General features: G+C 65.1%; 19 protein-coding genes. 16 read left to right on the top strand and 3 right to left on the bottom strand.

Annotated features, from left to right (window positions below):
- The first annotated feature begins 33 nt into the window (after positions 1 to 33).
- From norR to AB6804_RS11250, 11 genes are all read left to right on the top strand, one after another.
- Positions 34 to 1,620, top strand: coding sequence for a nitric oxide reductase transcriptional regulator NorR (norR, locus tag AB6804_RS11200; RefSeq protein WP_370886514.1), 1,587 nt, complete (start codon positions 34 to 36; stop codon positions 1,618 to 1,620).
- 482 nt (positions 1,621 to 2,102) lie between these two features.
- Positions 2,103 to 2,714 (top strand): cytochrome c, encoded by a 612-nt coding sequence (locus AB6804_RS11205; RefSeq protein WP_370886579.1) that lies wholly within the window; start codon positions 2,103 to 2,105, stop codon positions 2,712 to 2,714.
- 12 nt (positions 2,715 to 2,726) lie between these two features.
- The gene (locus AB6804_RS11210) at positions 2,727 to 4,004 is read left to right on the top strand and encodes a cytochrome c (RefSeq protein ID WP_370886515.1); all 1,278 of its coding nucleotides are present in this window, start codon (positions 2,727 to 2,729) and stop codon (positions 4,002 to 4,004) included.
- A 14-nt stretch (positions 4,005 to 4,018) separates the two neighbouring features.
- Entirely contained in the window at positions 4,019 to 4,174 is a 156-nt protein-coding gene (locus AB6804_RS11215; RefSeq protein WP_370886516.1) for a hypothetical protein, read from the top strand.
- A 4-nt stretch (positions 4,175 to 4,178) separates the two neighbouring features.
- Complete coding sequence (locus AB6804_RS11220; protein ID WP_370886517.1) at positions 4,179 to 4,745, top strand: cytochrome C oxidase subunit II; 567 nt, start codon at positions 4,179 to 4,181, stop codon at positions 4,743 to 4,745.
- Entirely contained in the window at positions 4,735 to 6,360 is a 1,626-nt protein-coding gene (locus tag AB6804_RS11225; protein WP_244795814.1) for a b(o/a)3-type cytochrome-c oxidase subunit 1, read from the top strand. The genes AB6804_RS11220 and AB6804_RS11225 overlap by 11 nt, the downstream gene beginning before the upstream one ends.
- A complete protein-coding gene (locus AB6804_RS11230; RefSeq protein WP_370886518.1) occupies positions 6,357 to 7,160 on the top strand; it encodes a cytochrome c in 804 nt (267 codons plus the stop codon). The genes AB6804_RS11225 and AB6804_RS11230 overlap by 4 nt, the downstream gene beginning before the upstream one ends.
- Before the next feature lie 59 nt (positions 7,161 to 7,219).
- On the top strand, positions 7,220 to 7,486 hold the full coding sequence (locus AB6804_RS11235; protein WP_370886519.1) for a GNAT family N-acetyltransferase: 267 nt from the start codon (positions 7,220 to 7,222) through the stop codon (positions 7,484 to 7,486).
- Positions 7,487 to 7,721: 235 nt separating this feature from the next.
- Positions 7,722 to 8,765, top strand: a complete 1,044-nt coding sequence (locus tag AB6804_RS11240) for an NAD(P)/FAD-dependent oxidoreductase (RefSeq protein WP_370886520.1) — start codon at positions 7,722 to 7,724, stop codon at positions 8,763 to 8,765.
- Positions 8,766 to 8,780: 15 nt separating this feature from the next.
- Positions 8,781 to 9,491, top strand: coding sequence for an extensin family protein (locus AB6804_RS11245; protein ID WP_370886521.1), 711 nt, complete (start codon positions 8,781 to 8,783; stop codon positions 9,489 to 9,491).
- A gap of 109 nt (positions 9,492 to 9,600) precedes the next feature.
- A complete protein-coding gene (locus tag AB6804_RS11250; protein WP_370886522.1) occupies positions 9,601 to 10,197 on the top strand; it encodes a hypothetical protein in 597 nt (198 codons plus the stop codon).
- Between the two features lie 37 nt (positions 10,198 to 10,234).
- On the opposite strand, the gene AB6804_RS11255 is transcribed toward AB6804_RS11250, so the two are convergent.
- A complete protein-coding gene (locus AB6804_RS11255) occupies positions 10,235 to 10,579 on the bottom strand; it encodes a hypothetical protein (protein WP_370886523.1) in 345 nt (114 codons plus the stop codon).
- A gap of 181 nt (positions 10,580 to 10,760) precedes the next feature.
- Here AB6804_RS11255 and AB6804_RS11260 point away from each other — a divergent pair, with 181 nt between their 5' ends.
- From AB6804_RS11260 to AB6804_RS11270, 3 genes are all read left to right on the top strand, one after another.
- The gene (locus tag AB6804_RS11260) at positions 10,761 to 11,405 is read left to right on the top strand and encodes an OmpW family protein (protein WP_370886524.1); all 645 of its coding nucleotides are present in this window, start codon (positions 10,761 to 10,763) and stop codon (positions 11,403 to 11,405) included.
- A gap of 185 nt (positions 11,406 to 11,590) precedes the next feature.
- A complete protein-coding gene (locus tag AB6804_RS11265) occupies positions 11,591 to 12,115 on the top strand; it encodes a hypothetical protein (RefSeq protein WP_035964125.1) in 525 nt (174 codons plus the stop codon).
- Positions 12,116 to 12,157: 42 nt separating this feature from the next.
- The gene (locus tag AB6804_RS11270) at positions 12,158 to 12,559 is read left to right on the top strand and encodes a GFA family protein (protein ID WP_370886525.1); all 402 of its coding nucleotides are present in this window, start codon (positions 12,158 to 12,160) and stop codon (positions 12,557 to 12,559) included.
- A 20-nt stretch (positions 12,560 to 12,579) separates the two neighbouring features.
- Here the strand turns inward: AB6804_RS11270 and AB6804_RS11275 are convergent, their stop codons facing one another.
- Positions 12,580 to 13,590, bottom strand: coding sequence for a zinc-binding alcohol dehydrogenase family protein (locus AB6804_RS11275; protein ID WP_244795822.1), 1,011 nt, complete (start codon positions 13,588 to 13,590; stop codon positions 12,580 to 12,582).
- 182 nt (positions 13,591 to 13,772) lie between these two features.
- On the opposite strand from AB6804_RS11275, the gene AB6804_RS11280 reads away from it, so the two are divergent.
- Positions 13,773 to 14,606, top strand: a complete 834-nt coding sequence (locus tag AB6804_RS11280) for an NAD-dependent protein deacetylase (protein ID WP_370886526.1) — start codon at positions 13,773 to 13,775, stop codon at positions 14,604 to 14,606.
- Here the strand turns inward: AB6804_RS11280 and AB6804_RS11285 are convergent.
- Positions 14,603 to 15,856 carry an aminotransferase class V-fold PLP-dependent enzyme gene (locus AB6804_RS11285; RefSeq protein WP_370886527.1) on the bottom strand — a complete coding sequence of 418 codons (1,254 nt, stop codon included), beginning with the start codon at positions 15,854 to 15,856 and terminating at the stop codon, positions 14,603 to 14,605. The two genes, AB6804_RS11280 and AB6804_RS11285, sit on opposite strands and share 4 nt — an antisense overlap.
- Before the next feature lie 250 nt (positions 15,857 to 16,106).
- Between AB6804_RS11285 and AB6804_RS11290 the strand changes: the two genes are divergently transcribed.
- Complete coding sequence (locus tag AB6804_RS11290) at positions 16,107 to 17,663, top strand: methyl-accepting chemotaxis protein (RefSeq protein WP_370886528.1); 1,557 nt, start codon at positions 16,107 to 16,109, stop codon at positions 17,661 to 17,663.
- Positions 17,664 to 17,768: the final 105 nt, after the last annotated feature.

The following is a 17,768-nucleotide window of genomic DNA, read 5'->3' on the forward strand; positions in this document are numbered from 1 at the left end:
AATCTTCACATAATCAATGGCTTAATCAACGTCATGGTCGATTCGACTCTAGTCAAACGGACTGCCGATGTAGTCGCAATGACCTCGCGCGTCCTGCTCGATGCGCTCGTGCCGCTCATCGAAGACCTGTCCCGCGATATGCCGGACACCGAACGCTACCGGCGCTTGCTGAGGACGCTGCGCGCGCTCTTCCCCGGCGATGCCGCCGCGCTCTTGCGCCTCGACGGCGAGACGCTGGTGCCGCTCGCCATCGACGGTTTGTCGAGCGATACGCTGGGCCGGCGCTTCCGCGTGAGCGAGCATCCGCGATTCGCGCGCATTCTCGCCCGTCCCGAACCGACGCGTTTTCCGGCGAACTCCGATCTCCCCGATCCCTACGATGGCCTCGTCAAACACGCGGGCGCGCGCCTCGAAGTGCACGACTGCCTTGGCAGTCCGCTGTTCGTCGATGGCCGGCCCTGGGGCTTGCTGACTCTCGATGCGCTCGATCCCGCGCGTTTCGACGGTATCGACATGGCGTCGTTGCAGGCGTTTCTCAGTCTCGCGGCGGCGACCGTGAGCGTCGCGGAACGCATCGACAGACTGGCGCAGACGAGCGAGGCGGAACGGCAGCGCGCCGAGGTGTACCGGCAGGCGAGCGGGCCCCGCCGACGCGAGATGATCGGCAGCAGCGCGAGCCACAAGCATCTGATCGACGAGATCGCGATCGTCGCGTCGAGCGATCTGACCGTGCTCGTGACCGGCGAAACGGGCGTCGGCAAGGAACTGGTGGCGTCCGAGATACACGCGCTGTCGCCGCGCGCCGACAAGCCGCTGGTCAGCCTCAACTGCGCGGCGCTGCCTGACACGCTCGTCGAAAGCGAACTCTTCGGGCATGTGCGCGGTGCGTTCTCCGGCGCATCGGCGGACCGGCGCGGCAAGTTCGAACTGGCCGATGGCGGCACGGTGTTTCTCGACGAAGTGGGCGAATTGCCGCTCGCCATTCAGGCCAAGCTCCTGCGCGTGCTGCAGAACGGCCAGTTGCAGCGAATCGGATCGGATGGCGAGCATCGAGTCGATGTGCGGCTGATCGCCGCGACCAACCGCGATCTCGCCGATGAAGTGCGCGCCGGACGGTTCCGCGCGGACCTGTATCACCGGCTGTCGGTTTATCCGCTCGTCGTGCCGCCGCTGCGCGAGCGGGGCCGCGACGTGCTGCTGCTCGCCGGGTACTTCCTCGAGGAGAACCGCTCGCGGCTCGGGCTGCTGAGCCTGCGGCTGTCGGCGGATGCACAGTCCGCGCTGCTCGCCTACCGGTGGCCCGGCAACGTGCGCGAACTTGAACATCTGATCGGACGCAGCGCGTTGAAGGCGCTCGCGGCGCATCGCGAGCGGCCGCGCATCCTCACGCTGACGGCTGCGGACTTCGGTATCGCCGATACCCCGAACGCCGCGTCTGCAACCGCGCCCGAAGCGGCCGCGCCGGGCACCGACTTCCGCGAAGCCGTGACCGCCTACGAGCGCACGCTGATCCTCGATTCCCTCGCGCGCAACGGTCAGAACTGGGCGTCGACGGCGCGGGAACTGGGCATCGATCGCGCCAATCTGAATCGGCTCGCACGGCGGCTCGGTCTCAAGTGATGCGCTCCGCCCTGTCTCGCTAAAGCCAACACCGAGTCCGCAGCACAACACCGGCGCGGCAGTCGCGATCAACTGCTCAGTTGAGCATCTCAAAATAATGCGTCTCTTTGTCTAAACGCAAAGAAACGTGTCGTCTTGTCACGCGTATCGATAGCAGGTATTGAGACAATCTCCGGGCTGGAGAAAACGGGGACTTCCTCCTAACATTCGAGAAGCCAGGCACCACCCGTCATCGGCAAAACCATTGCAGTGCTCTCAACAATCGCGCGGGCATGGATCGAACGTGAGATCGAACCGTGCGCGGCGAGTCAAAAACGGCAACGCGGCACGGGGGATACGTGGGAAACGTGGGATACGTGGCTCAACGCAGCGCCAGGATCGCGTGCTCCGCGCTCTTCGCGTTTTGCGGCATCGCGGCGTTCGCCGCGGACGCTCCGCCGGCTACTGCCGCCGGCGCGCCCCTCGAACGCGCACCGGACACGATGCAGGCCCGCGTGATGGGATGCGCCACGTGTCACGGCGCGCACGGCGAGGGCACCGGCAACGACTACTTCCCGCGTCTTTCCGGCAAGCCCGCAGGCTACCTCTACAACCAGTTGCTCGCGTTTCGCGACGGGCGCCGCAAGTACCCGCCGATGAACTACCTGCTCGCGTATCTGCCCGACGCCTATCTGAAGCAGATCGCCGATTACTTCGCCGCCGAACGTCCGCCGTTCCCGCAGCCGAGCCCCGTCACCGTCGACGCGAGGACGCTCGATCTCGGCAAGACGCTCGTCATGAAGGGCGATCCGTCGCGCAAGGTGCCCGCGTGCGTCAGTTGTCATGGCGCGTCGATGACCGGCATGGAGCCCGCGATTCCCGGCTTGCTCGGCCTGCATGCGGACTACATCAGCGCGCAACTGGGCGCCTGGCGCTACGGCACCCGCACGACGGTCGCGCCCGACTGCATGCGCCAGGTTTCGCAGCTTCTGAGCGAGCGCGACATCACCGCGATTTCCGCCTATCTCGCTTCGCTCCCCGCGCCCGCGAATCCGACGCCCGTTGCGGCCGGCTCGTTCAAGATGCCGCTTGCATGCGGCAGCGTTCACAACTGAAGAGGACCCGACGTGCTTCGTTTCCGACAACTTGGGGCGCTTGCCGTAACGGTCCTCGCGGCTTTCGTGGCAGCTTTGGGCGGGCCTGTCCGGGACGCGGCAGCACAAGCGAAGACTTACGACGCCGCGACCGTCAAGCGCGGCGAGTATCTGGCGCGCGCCGGCGATTGCATCGCGTGCCACACCTTGCCTGCGGGCAAAACCTTCGGCGGCGGCCGTCCGATGGAGACGCCGTTCGGCACGCTCTTCACGCCGAACATCTCATCGGACAAGGAGACGGGACTGGGCCAATGGACCGCCGACGAGTTCTACAAGATGATGCACACGGGCCGCTCGCGCGACGGCTCGCTGCTTTACCCGGCGATGCCCTTCACGTCCTATACGAAGGTCACGCGCGCCGACTCCGACGCGATCTACGCCTTTCTGATGTCCACGCCGCCCGTGCATCAGCCGAACCGCCAGCATGAACTGCGCTTTCCGTTCAACCGGCGCGAATTGCTGCTCGGCTGGCGGTCGCTGTTCTTCAAGCAGGGCGAGTACGAGCCGGACCCGAAGCAGTCCGTCGAATGGAACCGGGGTGCGTATCTCGTCGAAGGACTCGGGCATTGCTCGATGTGCCATACCGCGATCAACGCGCTGGGCGGCAATGTATCGTCGAAGGCGTTCGAAGGCGGGCTGATCCCGATTCAGAACTGGTATGCGCCTTCCCTCACGTCGAACCGTGAGGCGGGCCTCGGCGACTGGAGCATCGACGAAATCGTCGGCCTGTTGCATGCGGGCGTGAGCAATCGCGGCGCGGTGTACGGGCCGATGGCCGAAGTCGTCTATGACAGCCTGCAACATCTGAGCGAAGAAGACGTGCGCGCGATGGCGGTCTATCTGAAGGCGCTGCCCGCACGCGCCGGCGACAAGTCCGAGCCGCCGAGCCAGGCTGTCGCCGAGCAGCGCACGAGTCTCTCGCCGCTCGGCAAGAAGATCTACGACGCGCAATGCGCCGAATGCCATGCCGCGCAGGGACAGGGCAAGCCGCCCGATTTCCCGCCGCTTGCGAACAATCAGTCGATCGTGATGAGTTCCGCCGTGAACCCGATCCGCATGGTGCTCAACGGCGGCTATCCGCCGGGCACATTCAAGAACCCGAAGCCTTACGGCATGCCGCCGTTCGCGCAATCGCTGTCGGATGTGGAAGTCGCGGCGGTCGTGACGTATATCCGCACGGCGTGGGGCAACCGGGGCGCGCCGGTCTCGGTGAAGGAAGTGAACGAGTTGCGCTCCGCACCACTTTATTGAGCATCGACGACACCATGAATGAAGATCCCAACGAAGACGCAGTCGACGAAATCGTGAGAAGCGGCCCCGGCGGGGCGCTCGCGGTCGCGGGCGTCGCGACGGCCATCGTCATTGGAAGCTGGTTCGTCTTTTACTTCGCCGTGTTTCTGCCGCGCGGCGTCATTCAGTGAATTTATGGCCATCAATCCGCATTCACACGAAGTCGCTGAGCGCGTCGAAAAACGCTGGGCGATGCTCGTCATCGCGATCGTCGTCGTGCTCGTGGCGATGGTGGTCTACACCGGCCTGCACTGGGCGATGATGCCGCCGTCGCGCGTCGAAACCGTGCGGCCCGAAACGCTGCACGTGTCGGGAGAATTCATCGAAAGCAATCTCGGCACCGCGCCCGAAGCGGACGGCTCGGTGACGGTGCGTGTCGTGGCGCAGCAGTACTCGTTCACGCCGCAATGCCTGCTCGTGCCCGCCGGCGTCCCGGTCACGTTCCGCGCGACGAGTTCGGATGTCGTGCATGGCTTTCTCATCACCAAGACGAACATCAATTCGATGCTGGAGCCGGGGTATGTGTCGACCTTCAAGACCACGTTCGACGAACCCGGCGACCATCTGATGCCGTGCCACGAGTTCTGCGGCGTCGGGCATCACGGCATGTGGGCGCATGTGAAAGTGATCGATCGCACCGAGTTCAAGCAGATGGCCGACAAGCTGCCGGCCGATTCGCGGAGACTGTCCTGTGTTAAATAGCAAGCGCCTCATCCTCGCGCACTTCTGGCTTGCGTTCATCGCGTTCGGCGTCGCGCTGCTGCTCGGCGCGTGGCAGATGTTCGCGCGCAGCCCGCTTTTCGCGGGGCTGCAGAATCCCGAGATCTACTATCGCTCGGTGACGGCTCATGGTTCCGCGATGGGCTATGTGTTCCCGACGCTCATCGCAATGGGCTTCGGCTATGCGGTAACGGAACTGTCGCTTAAGCGCGCGCTCGTGGGCCTGCGCTGGGCATGGATCGGCTTCTGGCTCGTCGCGGTGGGTTCCGTCATGGCGATGATTCCGGTCGCAATGGGCCTCGCCTCCGTGCTCTACACGTTCTATCCGCCGATGATCGGCAGCGCGTTCTATTACCTCGGCGTGGTGCTCGTCGTGGTCGGATCGTGGATCTGGGTCGCGCTGATGTCGGTGAACCTGCACGCATGGAAGCGCGACAATCGCGGCAGGACCGTGCCGCTGCCGATGTTCGCCACCGTCGCGGGCGCATATTTGTGGGGCTGGACGGCGGTCGGCGCGGCGATTGAAGTGCTGTTCATGATCTTGCCGGTCGCGCTCGGCTGGAAGTCCACGATCGACGCCGGCCTCGCGCGCGTGTTCTTCTCGTGGACGCTGCACGCGATCGTCTATTTCTGGCTGATGCCCGCGTATATCGCGTATTACACGATCATCCCGCGCGCTATCGGCGGACGCCTCTATAGCGATGCGATGGCGCGCATCTCGTTCATCCTCTTCCTCGTGGTCTCGATGCCGATCGGCATTCACCATCTGTTCGCCGATCCGCAAGTGGGCTCGGGCTTCAAGTTCATGCATTCGGTGTTCACCGCGCTCGTCGCCGTGCCGACGCTTCTGACCGTGTTCACCATCTGCGCATCGGTGGAGATCGCGGCGCGGCTGCGCGGCGGCAAGGGCGCGTTCGGCTGGGTCAAGGCGCTGCCGTGGAGCAATCCGATGATGCTCGCCGTCGCGTTCTCGTTCGTAATGCTGGGCTTCGGCGGGGCGGGCGGCCTCATCAACATGAGCTATCAGCTCGATTCGACCGTGCACAACACGCAATGGGTCACCGGCCACTTCCACCTGATTTTCGCGGGCGCGATCGTCATCATGTACTTCGCGATTGCCTACGACCTGTGGCCGCATCTCACCGGGCGCGCGCTGCAAAGCATCCGCCTGATGCGCTGGCAACTGTGGCTGTGGTTCATCGGCATGATCGTGCTGACGTTCCCCTGGCATTACACCGGCATTCTCGGCATGCCGCGCCGCATGGCGTTCTATGACTACGGTGATCCGCAGATTGCGCATCAGGCGGCATCGGTCATCATGTCGGTGATTGGCGGCTTCATTCTCGTCGTGTCGGCGGTGCTGTTCTTCGTCGTGCTGATACGCGGGCATCGGGCGCCGCAGGTGAGCGTCGAGCAGTACACGTTCAGCCGCGCGGTGCATGAGCCGCGCACGATACCGGTCGCGCTGAACAGCTTCGCGCTGTGGCTTGCGCTGATGATCGGCCTCACGCTCGTCAATTACGGCTATCCGATCGCGCAGCTTCTCGCACGCTCGGACACGTCGGTGCCCGCCGTACCCATCGGAGCGCAGCGATGAGCGACGAGCGCCTCTTCACCTTCCGCAATCGCTGGTTCGCGACCAGCGTGCTCGGGACGATCGGCATCGCGGCGGTATCGGCGGTGATCGGCTTCGTGTGGCTGCCATCCGTTCAGCGCGATGCGTCGTTCACCGGCATCTGGAATGCGATCTGTAGCGCCGCGGGCGTGCCGCGCAACTGGTATTCGGGCGATACGAACGTCGAGCCGAAACGCAAGCTCAGTGCTGTCGAAGTGACGCCGCAACTGCTCGTCAACGCGAGCGCGAATTCGATCGGGCGCGGTGCGACGCTCGCCCTGCGATGCACGATGTGTCACGGCGAACGCGGCATGAGCGAGGCGAATTCGCCGAATCTCGCGGGGCAGTATGCATCGGTCATCTACAAGCAACTGATCGATTTTCAGACGGGCGCGCGCAACAACGCGGTGATGTCCCCGATGTCCGCCAACCTGAGCGATCAGGACATGCGCGATCTTGCCGCCTATTACGCGAGCCTGCCGAGGCCACCCGCGCAGCGCAAGGTGAGCGATGCGCTCGCGCCGACGATCGTTTCGCACGGTGCGCCGATGCGCAACATCGCGCCGTGCGCGGCGTGTCACGGCGGCATCGACAACAAGGCCGGCAGTCCGTGGATCGATGGCCTGCCGGCGGCTTACACCAAGTCGCAACTGAGCGCGTTCGCCAACGGCACGCGCACGAACGACATCAACGAAGTCATGCGCAACGTCGCGCGCAACATGACGCCCGAAGAAATCGACGCGGCTTCGAACTACTATGCGCGAGAGTTGACCAAGCAGTGAGCATGGCGTTCGATATCCGATGCGGGCGGCCATCGCGGCGGTGACGGAGGCCGCCTTTCTTGATCGTCGATGCGCTTCGTGCAGCCGGGCGCTTGTCCGTGCCGATGGTAGCGCTGTCGCCGGTGCTGATCGACGGCCGCGATGAACGATGGTTCGGGCTCGGGCCGCTTTCGGTCGCGCCGATGCGTCAGCGGCAGCGCATCGGCAGCGCGCTCACACGAAATGCGCTCGCGCGGTTGCGGGCGTCGGGCGCGGCGCGATGCTTCGTCCTCGGCGATCCCGCGTATTACGCGCGCTTCGGCCTTCGCACGGAAGGAGGGCGCTGATCCTGCCCGACATTCCCGCGCCGTACTTCCACACGAACCGATTCCACGGCGCGACGCCCTCTGGCATCGTCGCTTTCCACGCCGCTTTGAACGTCGCTAGCTAAAGCGAGCGGGCAATCGCCGCTTGGCGGGCAGGGGCTTCGTTGCCCGGTGCCGACGCTTTCTGTATCGTGACCGAAGAATGCTGTGCAAAAGCGAAACGGCATGCACAGCCGCATTCACGGAAAACGATCACATGGAACCACAAAGCAGCCCTATTCGCACCGACGTATTGATCATAGGCGCGGGCCCCGTGGGCCTATTTGCGGCGTTCGAGGCGGGCGTCATCGGGCTTTCGTGCCATATCGTCGATGCGCTCGGGCGTATCGGCGGGCAATGCATCGAGCTGTATCCCGACAAGCCGATCTACGACATTCCCGCGATTCCATCATGCACGGCGCGCGAACTCGTCGATCGTTTGATGACGCAAATCCGGCCGTTCGATGTGCCGATCCATCTCTCGCAGCGCGTGCAGACGGTGATTCAGCGCGAAGATCATCGCTGGACCGTGCACACCGAGCAGGGCCTCGTATTCGACGTGGCCGCCATTCTCGTCGCGGCGGGCAACGGTGCGTTCGTGCCGCAGCGCCTGCTGGTGGCGCAGGCGGATGCGCTCGAAGATCGCGACGTGCATTACAGCGTGCCGCGCATCGACGACTTCCGCGATCGCGACGTCGTGATCGCGGGCGGCGGCGATTCGGCGCTCGACTGGGCGCTCGCGCTATGCGGCGTCGCGCGCAAGCTGACGCTCGTGCATCGGCGCAACGGATTCTCGGCGGCGGTGGCATCGGTGGCGGCGATGAAAAGCAAGGTCGAAGCGGGCGAGATGGACTTCGTCGTCGGCATGATCGATTCGCTCGACGCCCCCGATAACGCGCTGCGCGCCGTGCGCATCAAGCACATCGACGGGACGACGGACATCCCCGCCGACAAGCTGCTCGTGCTGTACGGGCTGGTCGCGGATCTCGGGCCGATCGCCGAGTGGAATCTCGATATACGCGGCGGGCGCATCGAAGTCGATACTTCGAACTACGAATCGTCGCGTCCGGGCATCTTCGCGGTCGGCGATATCGCGCAGTATCCGAACAAGCAGAAGCTGATTCTGTCGGGGTTCCACGAGGCATCGCTTGCGTTGCGCAAGGCTTATGCGTATGCGTATCCCGACAAGAAGCGCGTGCATGTCCATTCGAGTTACGACGCCAAACTGGCCGAACGCGTGCAGGCCAGTGCAGCCGGATAAAACACGGTGCCGGCGATGATCGCGCGAATCGCCGGATGGCTGTTGTTGCTGGCGTTCGTCGCGGCGCTGGGCTTCGGCTATGCGGTGTATTCGCGGCGCATCGCCGTGCCCGAGCGATACGATTCGTTCGCTCCGCTCGATGTGCGCGCCCCACGCGGCCCGCTCACCGCGTACAAGCTCTGGCGCACGACGCACGACGCGCAACTGTGCGACGCCGCGCTCGCGCAATCCGGCTTCGCCTATCGGCCGATGGCCGATACGGCCGGCGCAGGCGGCTGTGAACTGAAAGACGTGGTGCGCGTCTCGCAGTCGGAAGACGTGCGCTTCAGCGCGCCTTTTCTCGCAACGTGTCCGCTCGCGGTCGGCATGGCGTTCTTCGAGCATCAGTATCTTCAGCCGGCAGCGATCGAAGTGTTCGGCAAGCGCGTCGCGCGCATCGAGCATGTCGGCAGCTATGCGTGCCGCAACGTGAATCATCAGAAAGACGCGGCGCTGAGCCAGCACGCGAGCGCGAACGCCATCGACCTGACGGGCTTCGTGCTCGCGGATGGCCGGCGCATCACGCTCGACGACTGGAACGACACAGGCTCGCTCGACGCGGACTTTCTGCGCCGCGTCCATGACGGCGCGTGCCATTCGTTCGATACGACGCTCGGTCCCGACTACAACGCGCTGCACAGAACCCACTTTCACGTGGACATGGGACCGTATCGAATCTGCCGATGAAACGCGTCACATGGCGCGCGGCTTCAGGTTCGCTAGAATCGTCATGAATGCGGCGCTCGAGCATGACCGGCGCTCGCCCTTGTTCACCCTTTACGAAACGGAAGAGCGAATGACGAAAGAGGCCGCCACGCAAGAACCCTACGAACGCCGCGCACTGCTGCTGCATCTCGGCGATGTGCTTGAGACGGTCTTCTGCCTGAGCCAATGCGCCGACGATTACGCGAGCATCGGCGATGCGGTTCGCGGCAACGACGCGCTCGCGAGCTTCACGCTGCTCGGCTTCGTCGATCAGCGCATGACGCCGCGCGATTTCATCCGGCGGGCATCCGGTGCGTTCTTCATCTGGCCGAAGGCGCTGCTCGACGAAACGCTCAATCGCCCGATGCTCGCGAGCACGGTCAAATCCGATCTCTTCGATGACAACGCGGCGGGCTGGCGCTCTTACGTCGAAGAGCGGCGCGCGGACGTGCCGTGGTTCGGCGAGGACGTGCCGGAAGTCGCCGAGAGCGCCGCGCCTGCGCATCCGGCGGCGCTTGAATCGACGCCAACGCCGTCGCCATCTTCAACGCCAGCGCCATCGGCCGAAGCGAAGACGGAGGCGATCGCGCCCAAGCGCAAGCCAGTTGAGCCGAGCGTCAAGAAGGAAGTGAACGCGAAGAAGGAGCCGTCGCGCTACGCGACGTGGCCCTGGCCGGACAAGAAGTAAGCGCAAGCGGCAACGCGCCGCTTGCATCGATCAAGGCTCAGGGCTTCTTGCCCATGCTCCCCGCATCGGTGTCGAAGCCGATGCCATTGGGCCGCTTCGGTGGCGGCTCTTTTCCCGCCGATGTCTTTCCCGGGTCCGTTTTCAACGCACCGCTTGCGGCAGTGGTCGCATGTCCCGGCGGCGTGACGTTGCGCTCCTGATAAGCCGGCGTGCTGTCGGTATCGAGCCGGCTTGGCTTCGGTGAATTCGGTTGCGTTTGCTGCTGCCCGGACGGCCTGGGCGTCGGCGTGGCTGTCGGATTCTGTGCGCTCGCGGTCATCGCGAACGTGCCGGCAACGAGCATCGCCGCGACGCCGCCGAGCGTTGTCGATATGGGTCTCATCTCGTCCTCCCTATGTTCTGCGGTTTGTTGTTTCGAAGCAAACACCGGTCCTGCCGTGCATATTGTTTGTCGCTGCGCAATGTTGCGCGTTGTGCGTCTATCGGCTGAAACGGCGTTTTGTCGGCCATCAAAAGCTCGTTCGCTTACCCCCGGACAATCAGACTTTCAACGGGGAAAGCAAATGAGAAGAAGTCTCGGAGCAATGTTTCTGGCCTGCGCGGCACTCTTCGCTGGTGCGGCGCATGCGGACAATGGCCCATCCAATGTCGATACGACGGGCGGCATTCACGCCGGCGATGTTCTCGTGCGATTGCGCGCCATCAGCATTCAGCCGCATGTCAGCGCGGGCGGTGCGCTCGGCTCGCTGGGTGTCGATGTGAACAACGCGATCGTTCCCGAGCTCGACTTCACGTATATGATCCGCGATGACATCGGCGTCGAACTCATCCTCGGGACGTCGCGGCATCAGGTGACGTCGAATATCGGCGGGCTGGGCGGCGTCGGGGTGCTGCCGCCGACGCTGCTGCTGCAGTATCACTTCAATCATCAGGGACGCGTGCGGCCGTATGTCGGCGCGGGTCTCAACTACACGTACTTCTATAACGACAAGCTCAAGGCCGGCGATACGCCCGTCTCGATCAAGCGCAGCAGCTTCGGCCCCGCGTTGCAGGCGGGCGTCGACGTGCAGGTGACGAAGACACTGTTCGTCAATGCGGACCTCAAGAAGATCTGGATGCGCACGAGCGCGTCGGCGGGCGGGGCCGATCTCGGATCGCTCAAGATCGATCCGTGGGTGCTCGGTCTGGGCGTCGGCATGAAGTTCTGACGCGGCGCGTTTCCCCGTGAGACGAATTTGGCGGAAGAAGCCGGTGCTTCTGGCGTGGCGCGCGCAGCGGCGTGCACGGTATCCTTGAAAGCAGGCCCGGCGCAGGTTCGCGGCCGTTCGCTGAACAGCGAACGGCGGGCGGGACTGCAACGACTAAAAACACCGCATCGGGGAAACGCACGCCAATGAAACCTTCCACTTACGCGGGATTCGCGTTGCTCGCGGTGTCCTGCACCGCGCTCGCACAGCAGCCGTTGACCTTGCCCGGCCGCAGTCAGAGCACGTGGCAACAGTCCGTCGACACGGCCGCCTGCTACGCCTTTGCCAATCAGACGACGAAGGTCAACGTAGCGCGCGAATCGCAGACGCCGCCGAAGCACAGCGCGACGGAGACGCGCACGCTGGCTTCGCCGCGTCCGGTCGAGCCGCCGCTGCCGGCGGTTCCGTCAGGCGCGCTCGCCGCATCCGGCGCTTCGGCTGCCGTCGCGGCGTCGGGCGCTTCGGCCACGGTGGCTGCGGGCGCATCCGCGCCGCACGGCGCATCGGCGGCGATGCCGTCGTCGGATGTGGCGATGCCTTCGGGGGCCTCGGATGCCATGCTCGGCGGCGACATGAAGATGCCGCCGCTGCCGCCGCCCGAACCGCCGATGGTCCGCTACTGGCGCGCCTATGGCGACTGCATGCAGGGCAGAGGGTATTTCGTGCGCTAAGGGCGGGTTATCCTGCGAGGGCGGCAACATCGGGAGCCCCGCATGAACCGAACGCCGATTCACCAGGGACACTGCGCATGCGGCGCAGTCAGCGTGAGCGTCCTCGCGGAGCCGAAGGACGTGAATCTCTGCCACTGCGTGACCTGCCGCCGCATCCACGGCGCGCCGTTCGCCGTCTATGCCATCTTCGAACGCGATGCGGTGGAAGTCAGCGGCGACACCATCGCCTGGGCAAGCTCGCCGACAGGGCGGCGCCATCATTGCCCGGCCTGCGGTTCGCCCGTCTATCTTGTTTTCGACGGCGTGCCTGAGATCGAAGTGCCGGCTGGCATCTTCGATGAAGCCGGGCTTTATCCGCCCGCCTATGAAATCTGGTGCAAGACAGCCGAGCCGTGGCACGACGCTCAGGGACGGCCGCGCTATCCGCACAGCCGCCCTGACTAGCGCCGCTCAGCCGCCGGACTTCAGCATTCGACGATCGCCTTCACCACGCCCGCCTTCGGATCGAGCAGCGTCGAGAACTTCTCGGGCACGTCGTTGAGCGTGAGGCGGTGCGTGTTGAGCGCATCGGTCGGGACCTTGCCCGCGCGCATCGCGGCGAGCACGGTTTCGAAGTCTTCGGGCGTCGCGTTGCGGCTCGCGAGCAGGGTCGCTTCACGCTTGTGGAATTCGGGATCGGCGAACGACAGACGATCCGGCACGATCGACACCAGAACGTACTTCCCGCCATGCGCGATGAACTCGAAGCCGCGCTCCATCGCGCGCGGATTGCCGGTCGCATCGAAGACGACATCGAAGAATTCGCCGTTCGTTAGTTGCGACAGCTCTTCCTTGTCGCGCTCGCCGATCTGCACCGTGGCATCGACACCCAGCTCGCGACGGCAGAACGCCAGCCGGTCCTCGCGCGTATCGAGCGCCGTGACGTTCGCGCCCCGCAGCCGCGAGAACGTGATCGCCGCCATGCCGATCGGCCCGGTGCCGACGACCAGCACGCGCTGGCCCGGCTGCACGTCCGCGCGACGCACCGCGTGCGCGCCGATCGCCAGAAATTCGATCATCGCGGCCTGATCGAGCGTGACGCCTTCCGCCTTGTGGACGAATTGCGCGGGCAGGTTCAGATATTCGGTGAACGCGCCGTCGCGATGCACGCCGAGCACCTGGATGTTCACGCAGCAATTGGTCTTGCCCTGACGGCACGCGACGCACTTGCCGCACGAGAGATAGGGCATCACGTAGACGGTGTCGCCCGCCTTGAGACCGCTCGATGCATCCGCTTCCTCGATCACGCCGGACAACTCGTGGCCCATCACCCGCGGATACGACAGGAACGGCTGATTGCCGGTGAAAATGTGCAGGTCCGTGCCGCACACGCCGACGCGCTTCACGCGCAGCAGCACTTCGTTTTCGCCGCGCTGCGGTTTGTCGCGCTGTTCGGCCTTCAGGGTTCCGGGGGTTTCGCAGATGACGGTCAGCATCGTGGGTCTCGTTTCTGTGTGAGGGCGGGGAAGCGTATCAATCTATCGGTGTGACGGAGTTTGGTCAAGCCAGTTATTCCACCGATACAAGTGGTAAGGCCACTTCGACGCCGAGCCCGCGCCGAGCGCGCCCGCGCATTTGCCCGTATATTTTCACGATACTTCGGCCTCAGGGACCGCACGTGCTTTCACTTCATGACTTCGTCGAGCGCCATCCGCGGCTCTTCGTGCTTTCCGGTGCGGGCATCAGCACCGAATCCGGCATTCCGTGCTATCGCGATCGGGAGGGCCAGCGCACCGGCCGCGCGCCGATCATGCTCAAGGACTTTCTCGATTCCGACTACGCGCGCCGGCGATACTGGGCGCGCAGCATGATCGGCTGGCCGGTGGTGGCCAATGCGCAGCCGAACGCCGCGCATCATGCGGTGCGGGCGCTCGCGGCGCGCTCGCGGGTGCATCGGCTGGTGACCCAGAATGTCGATGGACTTCACACGCGCGCCGGCAATCCCGACGTGATCGAGCTGCACGGCAACATCGGCCGGGTGCGCTGCATGGCGTGCGGCGCGCGGCACGAGCGCGCGGCGCTGCAGCGGCGGCTCGAAGCGGCGAATCCGGATTTCGTCGGCTACACCGCGCCCGCAGTTCCGGATGGCGACGCGCTGATCGAAGACCTCGACTTCGCAGCCTTCGATGTCCCCGGCTGCACGCATTGCGGCGGCATGCTGAAGCCCGATGTCGTGTTCTTCGGCGAGAGCGTGCCGCGCGAACTGGTCCACGACGCCGCGAGCGCGCTCGACGCGGCGGACGCCGTGCTCGTCATCGGCTCGTCGCTGATGGTGTATTCGGGCTTTCGCTTCTGCGAATGGGCGGCGAAGCGCGGCAAGCCGATCGCGGCGATCAACATCGGCAAGACGCGCGCCGATTCGCTGCTCACGCTGAAGGTCGAAGCGCCTTGCTCGGAGGCGCTGGGCGAACTGATCGAGCGTCTCGACGCGCGGGCCGCAGCGGTCCGCTAACCCGCTTCGCGTGCGAGCACGGTCAGCGCTTCGACGAGTTTTTCGACATCGGAGACGCGCGTGAACAGCGCCGGCGTGACACGCACGACTTCGCCCGCATCCGGCCCCGGCCGCGTCACCGTGAACACGCCGAAGCGCTCGCGTAACGCATCGCACGTGGCTTTCGGCGACTGGCCGTGCAGCCGGAACGCGCTGATGCCGGCTGTCATCGACGGACCGTCCGGTGTCAGGATTTGCACGCCCGGCAGCGCGCGCGCAGGTCCGACCCACGCATCGCGCAGCGCGCGCAGGCGCGCTTCCTTCGCATGCGCGCCGATTCGCCGATGGACTTCCAGCGCCGCCGGCAGCGTGAGCCACGCCGCGAAGTTCGGCGATCCGGTATGTACGCGCGCGCGGATGTCGCCGGCGGGCCAGGTGCGGTCGCCGAGATAAGGATCGATGGCGTCGACATGGCCCCGGCGGATATACATCGCGCCACAGCCGAGCGGCGCGCCGATCCACTTGTGCAGATTCAGCGCGACGAACGGCGCATCGAGCGACGGCACGTCGAAATCGAGCATGCCCCAGGAATGCGCGGCGTCCGCGATGACGTCCGCGCCCGCATGCTTCGCCATCGCCGCGATATCTGCCACGGGCATGACGAGCCCGGTCGCAAAGCAGACATGCGACACCAGCACGAGCCGGGTGCGCGGACGCGCGCGCAGCGCCGCCGCGTAAGTGTCGATCACGCGTCGATGGAATTCGTCCTGCGACGCGCCCGGTTCGGGAATCGTGATCCGCACCGGCGTGACGCCGCGCCGCTCGCGCAGCCATTCCATCGCGTCCTTGCCGCAGGGGTAATCGAGGTCGCTATAGAGCACCGTGTCGCCGGGCGCGAGGCGGTTGTAGCCGCTGATGAGCGCGAGCAGCGCCTCGGTTGCGTTGCGCGTCAGCTCGATCTCGTCGACGCCGCAGCCCATCGCCGCGGCTGCGCGCTCGCGCAGGCCATCGTGGATGGCGGACCAGTGCCGGCGCACGAGCGTCGTCGTTTCGTGATTCACACGGTCGGTCCAGTAATGGAACACCGACTTGACCGGCTCGGTCATGGCGCCCCAGTAGCCGTTTTCTAGATTGAGTAGCGCATCCGACTGTCGATAAAGGCCGCGCACGTCGTCCCAATAGGTTTCGTCGCCGGCGAGCGCGGGTGCAGGGGGAAGCGTGGCAATGGCGGCTTCGAATTCCGGGGTGCGGATGTCGAGCAAATCGGACATGGGCTGTTGTCTGGAAGAGGAAGTCGCTCAGTATCGCCGAATCTCCGAAGCGCCGATGCGCGGAAGCGAAGGTTGGACAGATTATGTTCTTTCGCGCGGTGAGGCATCAAGAGCGACGCGAACGCGCCGTAATAGGGAAAAGAAGAGCGTCCCGCGTTCCCATACAGGCAAACGTTACCGCATGCGGTTGCGCGTGTCCGGGGACGACTGGCGCCAGTCCATTCCGACCCATCCAGGGAAAAGGCCACAAGTGAATCTGCAGAACGTTACGATTAAGAACAAGCTGATTGCCGGCTTCGGCGTGCTCGCCGTCCTCGTCATGGCGGTCGCAGGCATGTCCCTGCACGCGCTGTCCGTCGCCACCGACGACTTCTCGCACTATGTCCACGGCATCACCGCGCGGGCGAATATGGCGGTCCAGGTGCGCACGGCCGTCGACCGTCGCGCGATTGCGGCGCGCAATCTCGTGCTCGTCACGAAGCCCGCCGACATCGACATGGAAGAGGCCGAAGCGCTGCGCGCGCACGACGACGTCAAGACGCGCCTGAAGCAACTGGACGACATGATCGCGGCCGCGCCCGACGCGCGCCAGCAGGCGCGCAGTATGGTCGACGAGATGATGCGCGTCGAGGCGCTCTACGGGCCGGTCGCGACGGACATCGCGAATCTGGCGCTCTCCGGGCATCGCGAGGAAGCCATCGTCAAGCTCGACGAAGCCTGCCGGCCGCTGCTCGCGCAACTGGTGAAGGCCACGGACGATTACCTGACCTACACGGACCACCGCCGCGACGAGATGGTCCGCGCATACGAGGCGAACTTTCGGACCCAGCGCAACATGCTGATCGCGCTCTGCACGCTCGGCGCGCTCTTCGCGGTGCTCGCGGGAATGGCAATCACGCGTTCGATCACGGCGCCGATCGGCGTTGCCGTCGATATCGCGCAGACGGTGGCGCGCGGCGATTTGCGCAGCCGCATCGATGCGCGCAGGAAGGACGAAACCGGCGACCTGTTGCGCGCGCTGGCCGAGATGAACGCGCGCCTGACCGAGACTGTCGGCCGCGTGCGCGAAAGCAGCGGTGCGGTCGGCGGTGCGGCGAAGGAACTGGCGAGCGGCAACACGAACCTGAGCCAGCGCACGGAAGAGCAGGCCGCGTCGCTCGAGCAGACGGCGGCGAGCATGGAAGAATTGACGTCGACGGTGCGTCAGAACGCCGAGAACGCGCAGCAGGCGAGCGCGCTGGCGTCGAATGCGTCGGAGGTGGCGAGAAAGGGCAGCGATGTCGTGGATCGCGTGGTATCGACGATGCAGGGCATCAGCGCGAGTTCGACGAAGATCGCGGAGATCACGGGAATGATCGAGGGCATCGCGTTCCAGACGAACATTCTGGCGCTCAACGCGGCGGTGGAAGCGGCGCGGGCGGGCGAACAGGGACGCGGCTTTGCGGTCGTTGCGAGCGAGGTGCGCAGTCTGGCGCAGCGTTCATCGACGGCGGCGAAGGAGATTCGCGAACTGATCGCGAACTCAGTGGATCAGGTGCGCGGCGGATCGACGCTGGCGGGCGAAGCGGGCAACACGATGAGCGAAGTCACGAAGGCAATCGCACGCGTGACGGACATCATGGAGGAGATCGCGGCGGCGTCGGCGGAGCAGGGGCGCGGCATCGAGCAGATCAATCAGGCGATCACCCAGATGGACGAGGTGACGCAGCAAAACGCGGCGCTGGTGGAAGAGGCAGCGGCGGCCTCGCAGGCCCTGGAGGATCAGGGGCGCAAGCTGAACGAGGTGGTGAAAGTGTTCGTGGTGTGAGGGGCGCGGGGCGAATGCGCGGGAACAGACGCGGCGCGGACGATTTTTGGTCCGCGCCGCGTTTTGAGAACGGGCAGTTACGCGAACAGGCTCGCTGGCAGCGCA

Source organism: Caballeronia sp. RCC_10 (assembly GCF_041360715.1).
GTDB lineage: Bacteria > Pseudomonadota > Gammaproteobacteria > Burkholderiales > Burkholderiaceae > Caballeronia > Caballeronia grimmiae.

What these genes read in the sequence shown, in the direction of transcription:
- norR (WP_370886514.1), top strand. Translation starts at nt 34, where the DNA reads ATGGTCGATTCGACTCTAGTCAAACGGACTGCCGATGTAGTCGCAATG.
- AB6804_RS11205 (WP_370886579.1), top strand. Translation starts at nt 2,103, where the DNA reads ATGCAGGCCCGCGTGATGGGATGCGCCACGTGTCACGGCGCGCACGGC.
- AB6804_RS11215 (WP_370886516.1), top strand. Translation starts at nt 4,019, where the DNA reads ATGAATGAAGATCCCAACGAAGACGCAGTCGACGAAATCGTGAGAAGC.
- AB6804_RS11220 (WP_370886517.1), top strand. Translation starts at nt 4,179, where the DNA reads ATGGCCATCAATCCGCATTCACACGAAGTCGCTGAGCGCGTCGAAAAA.
- AB6804_RS11230 (WP_370886518.1), top strand. Translation starts at nt 6,357, where the DNA reads ATGAGCGACGAGCGCCTCTTCACCTTCCGCAATCGCTGGTTCGCGACC.
- AB6804_RS11240 (WP_370886520.1), top strand. Translation starts at nt 7,722, where the DNA reads ATGGAACCACAAAGCAGCCCTATTCGCACCGACGTATTGATCATAGGC.
- AB6804_RS11245 (WP_370886521.1), top strand. Translation starts at nt 8,781, where the DNA reads ATGATCGCGCGAATCGCCGGATGGCTGTTGTTGCTGGCGTTCGTCGCG.
- AB6804_RS11250 (WP_370886522.1), top strand. Translation starts at nt 9,601, where the DNA reads ATGACGAAAGAGGCCGCCACGCAAGAACCCTACGAACGCCGCGCACTG.
- AB6804_RS11255 (WP_370886523.1), bottom strand. Translation starts at nt 10,579, where the DNA reads ATGAGACCCATATCGACAACGCTCGGCGGCGTCGCGGCGATGCTCGTT.
- AB6804_RS11260 (WP_370886524.1), top strand. Translation starts at nt 10,761, where the DNA reads ATGAGAAGAAGTCTCGGAGCAATGTTTCTGGCCTGCGCGGCACTCTTC.
- AB6804_RS11265 (WP_035964125.1), top strand. Translation starts at nt 11,591, where the DNA reads ATGAAACCTTCCACTTACGCGGGATTCGCGTTGCTCGCGGTGTCCTGC.
- AB6804_RS11270 (WP_370886525.1), top strand. Translation starts at nt 12,158, where the DNA reads ATGAACCGAACGCCGATTCACCAGGGACACTGCGCATGCGGCGCAGTC.
- AB6804_RS11275 (WP_244795822.1), bottom strand. Translation starts at nt 13,590, where the DNA reads ATGCTGACCGTCATCTGCGAAACCCCCGGAACCCTGAAGGCCGAACAG.
- AB6804_RS11285 (WP_370886527.1), bottom strand. Translation starts at nt 15,856, where the DNA reads ATGTCCGATTTGCTCGACATCCGCACCCCGGAATTCGAAGCCGCCATT.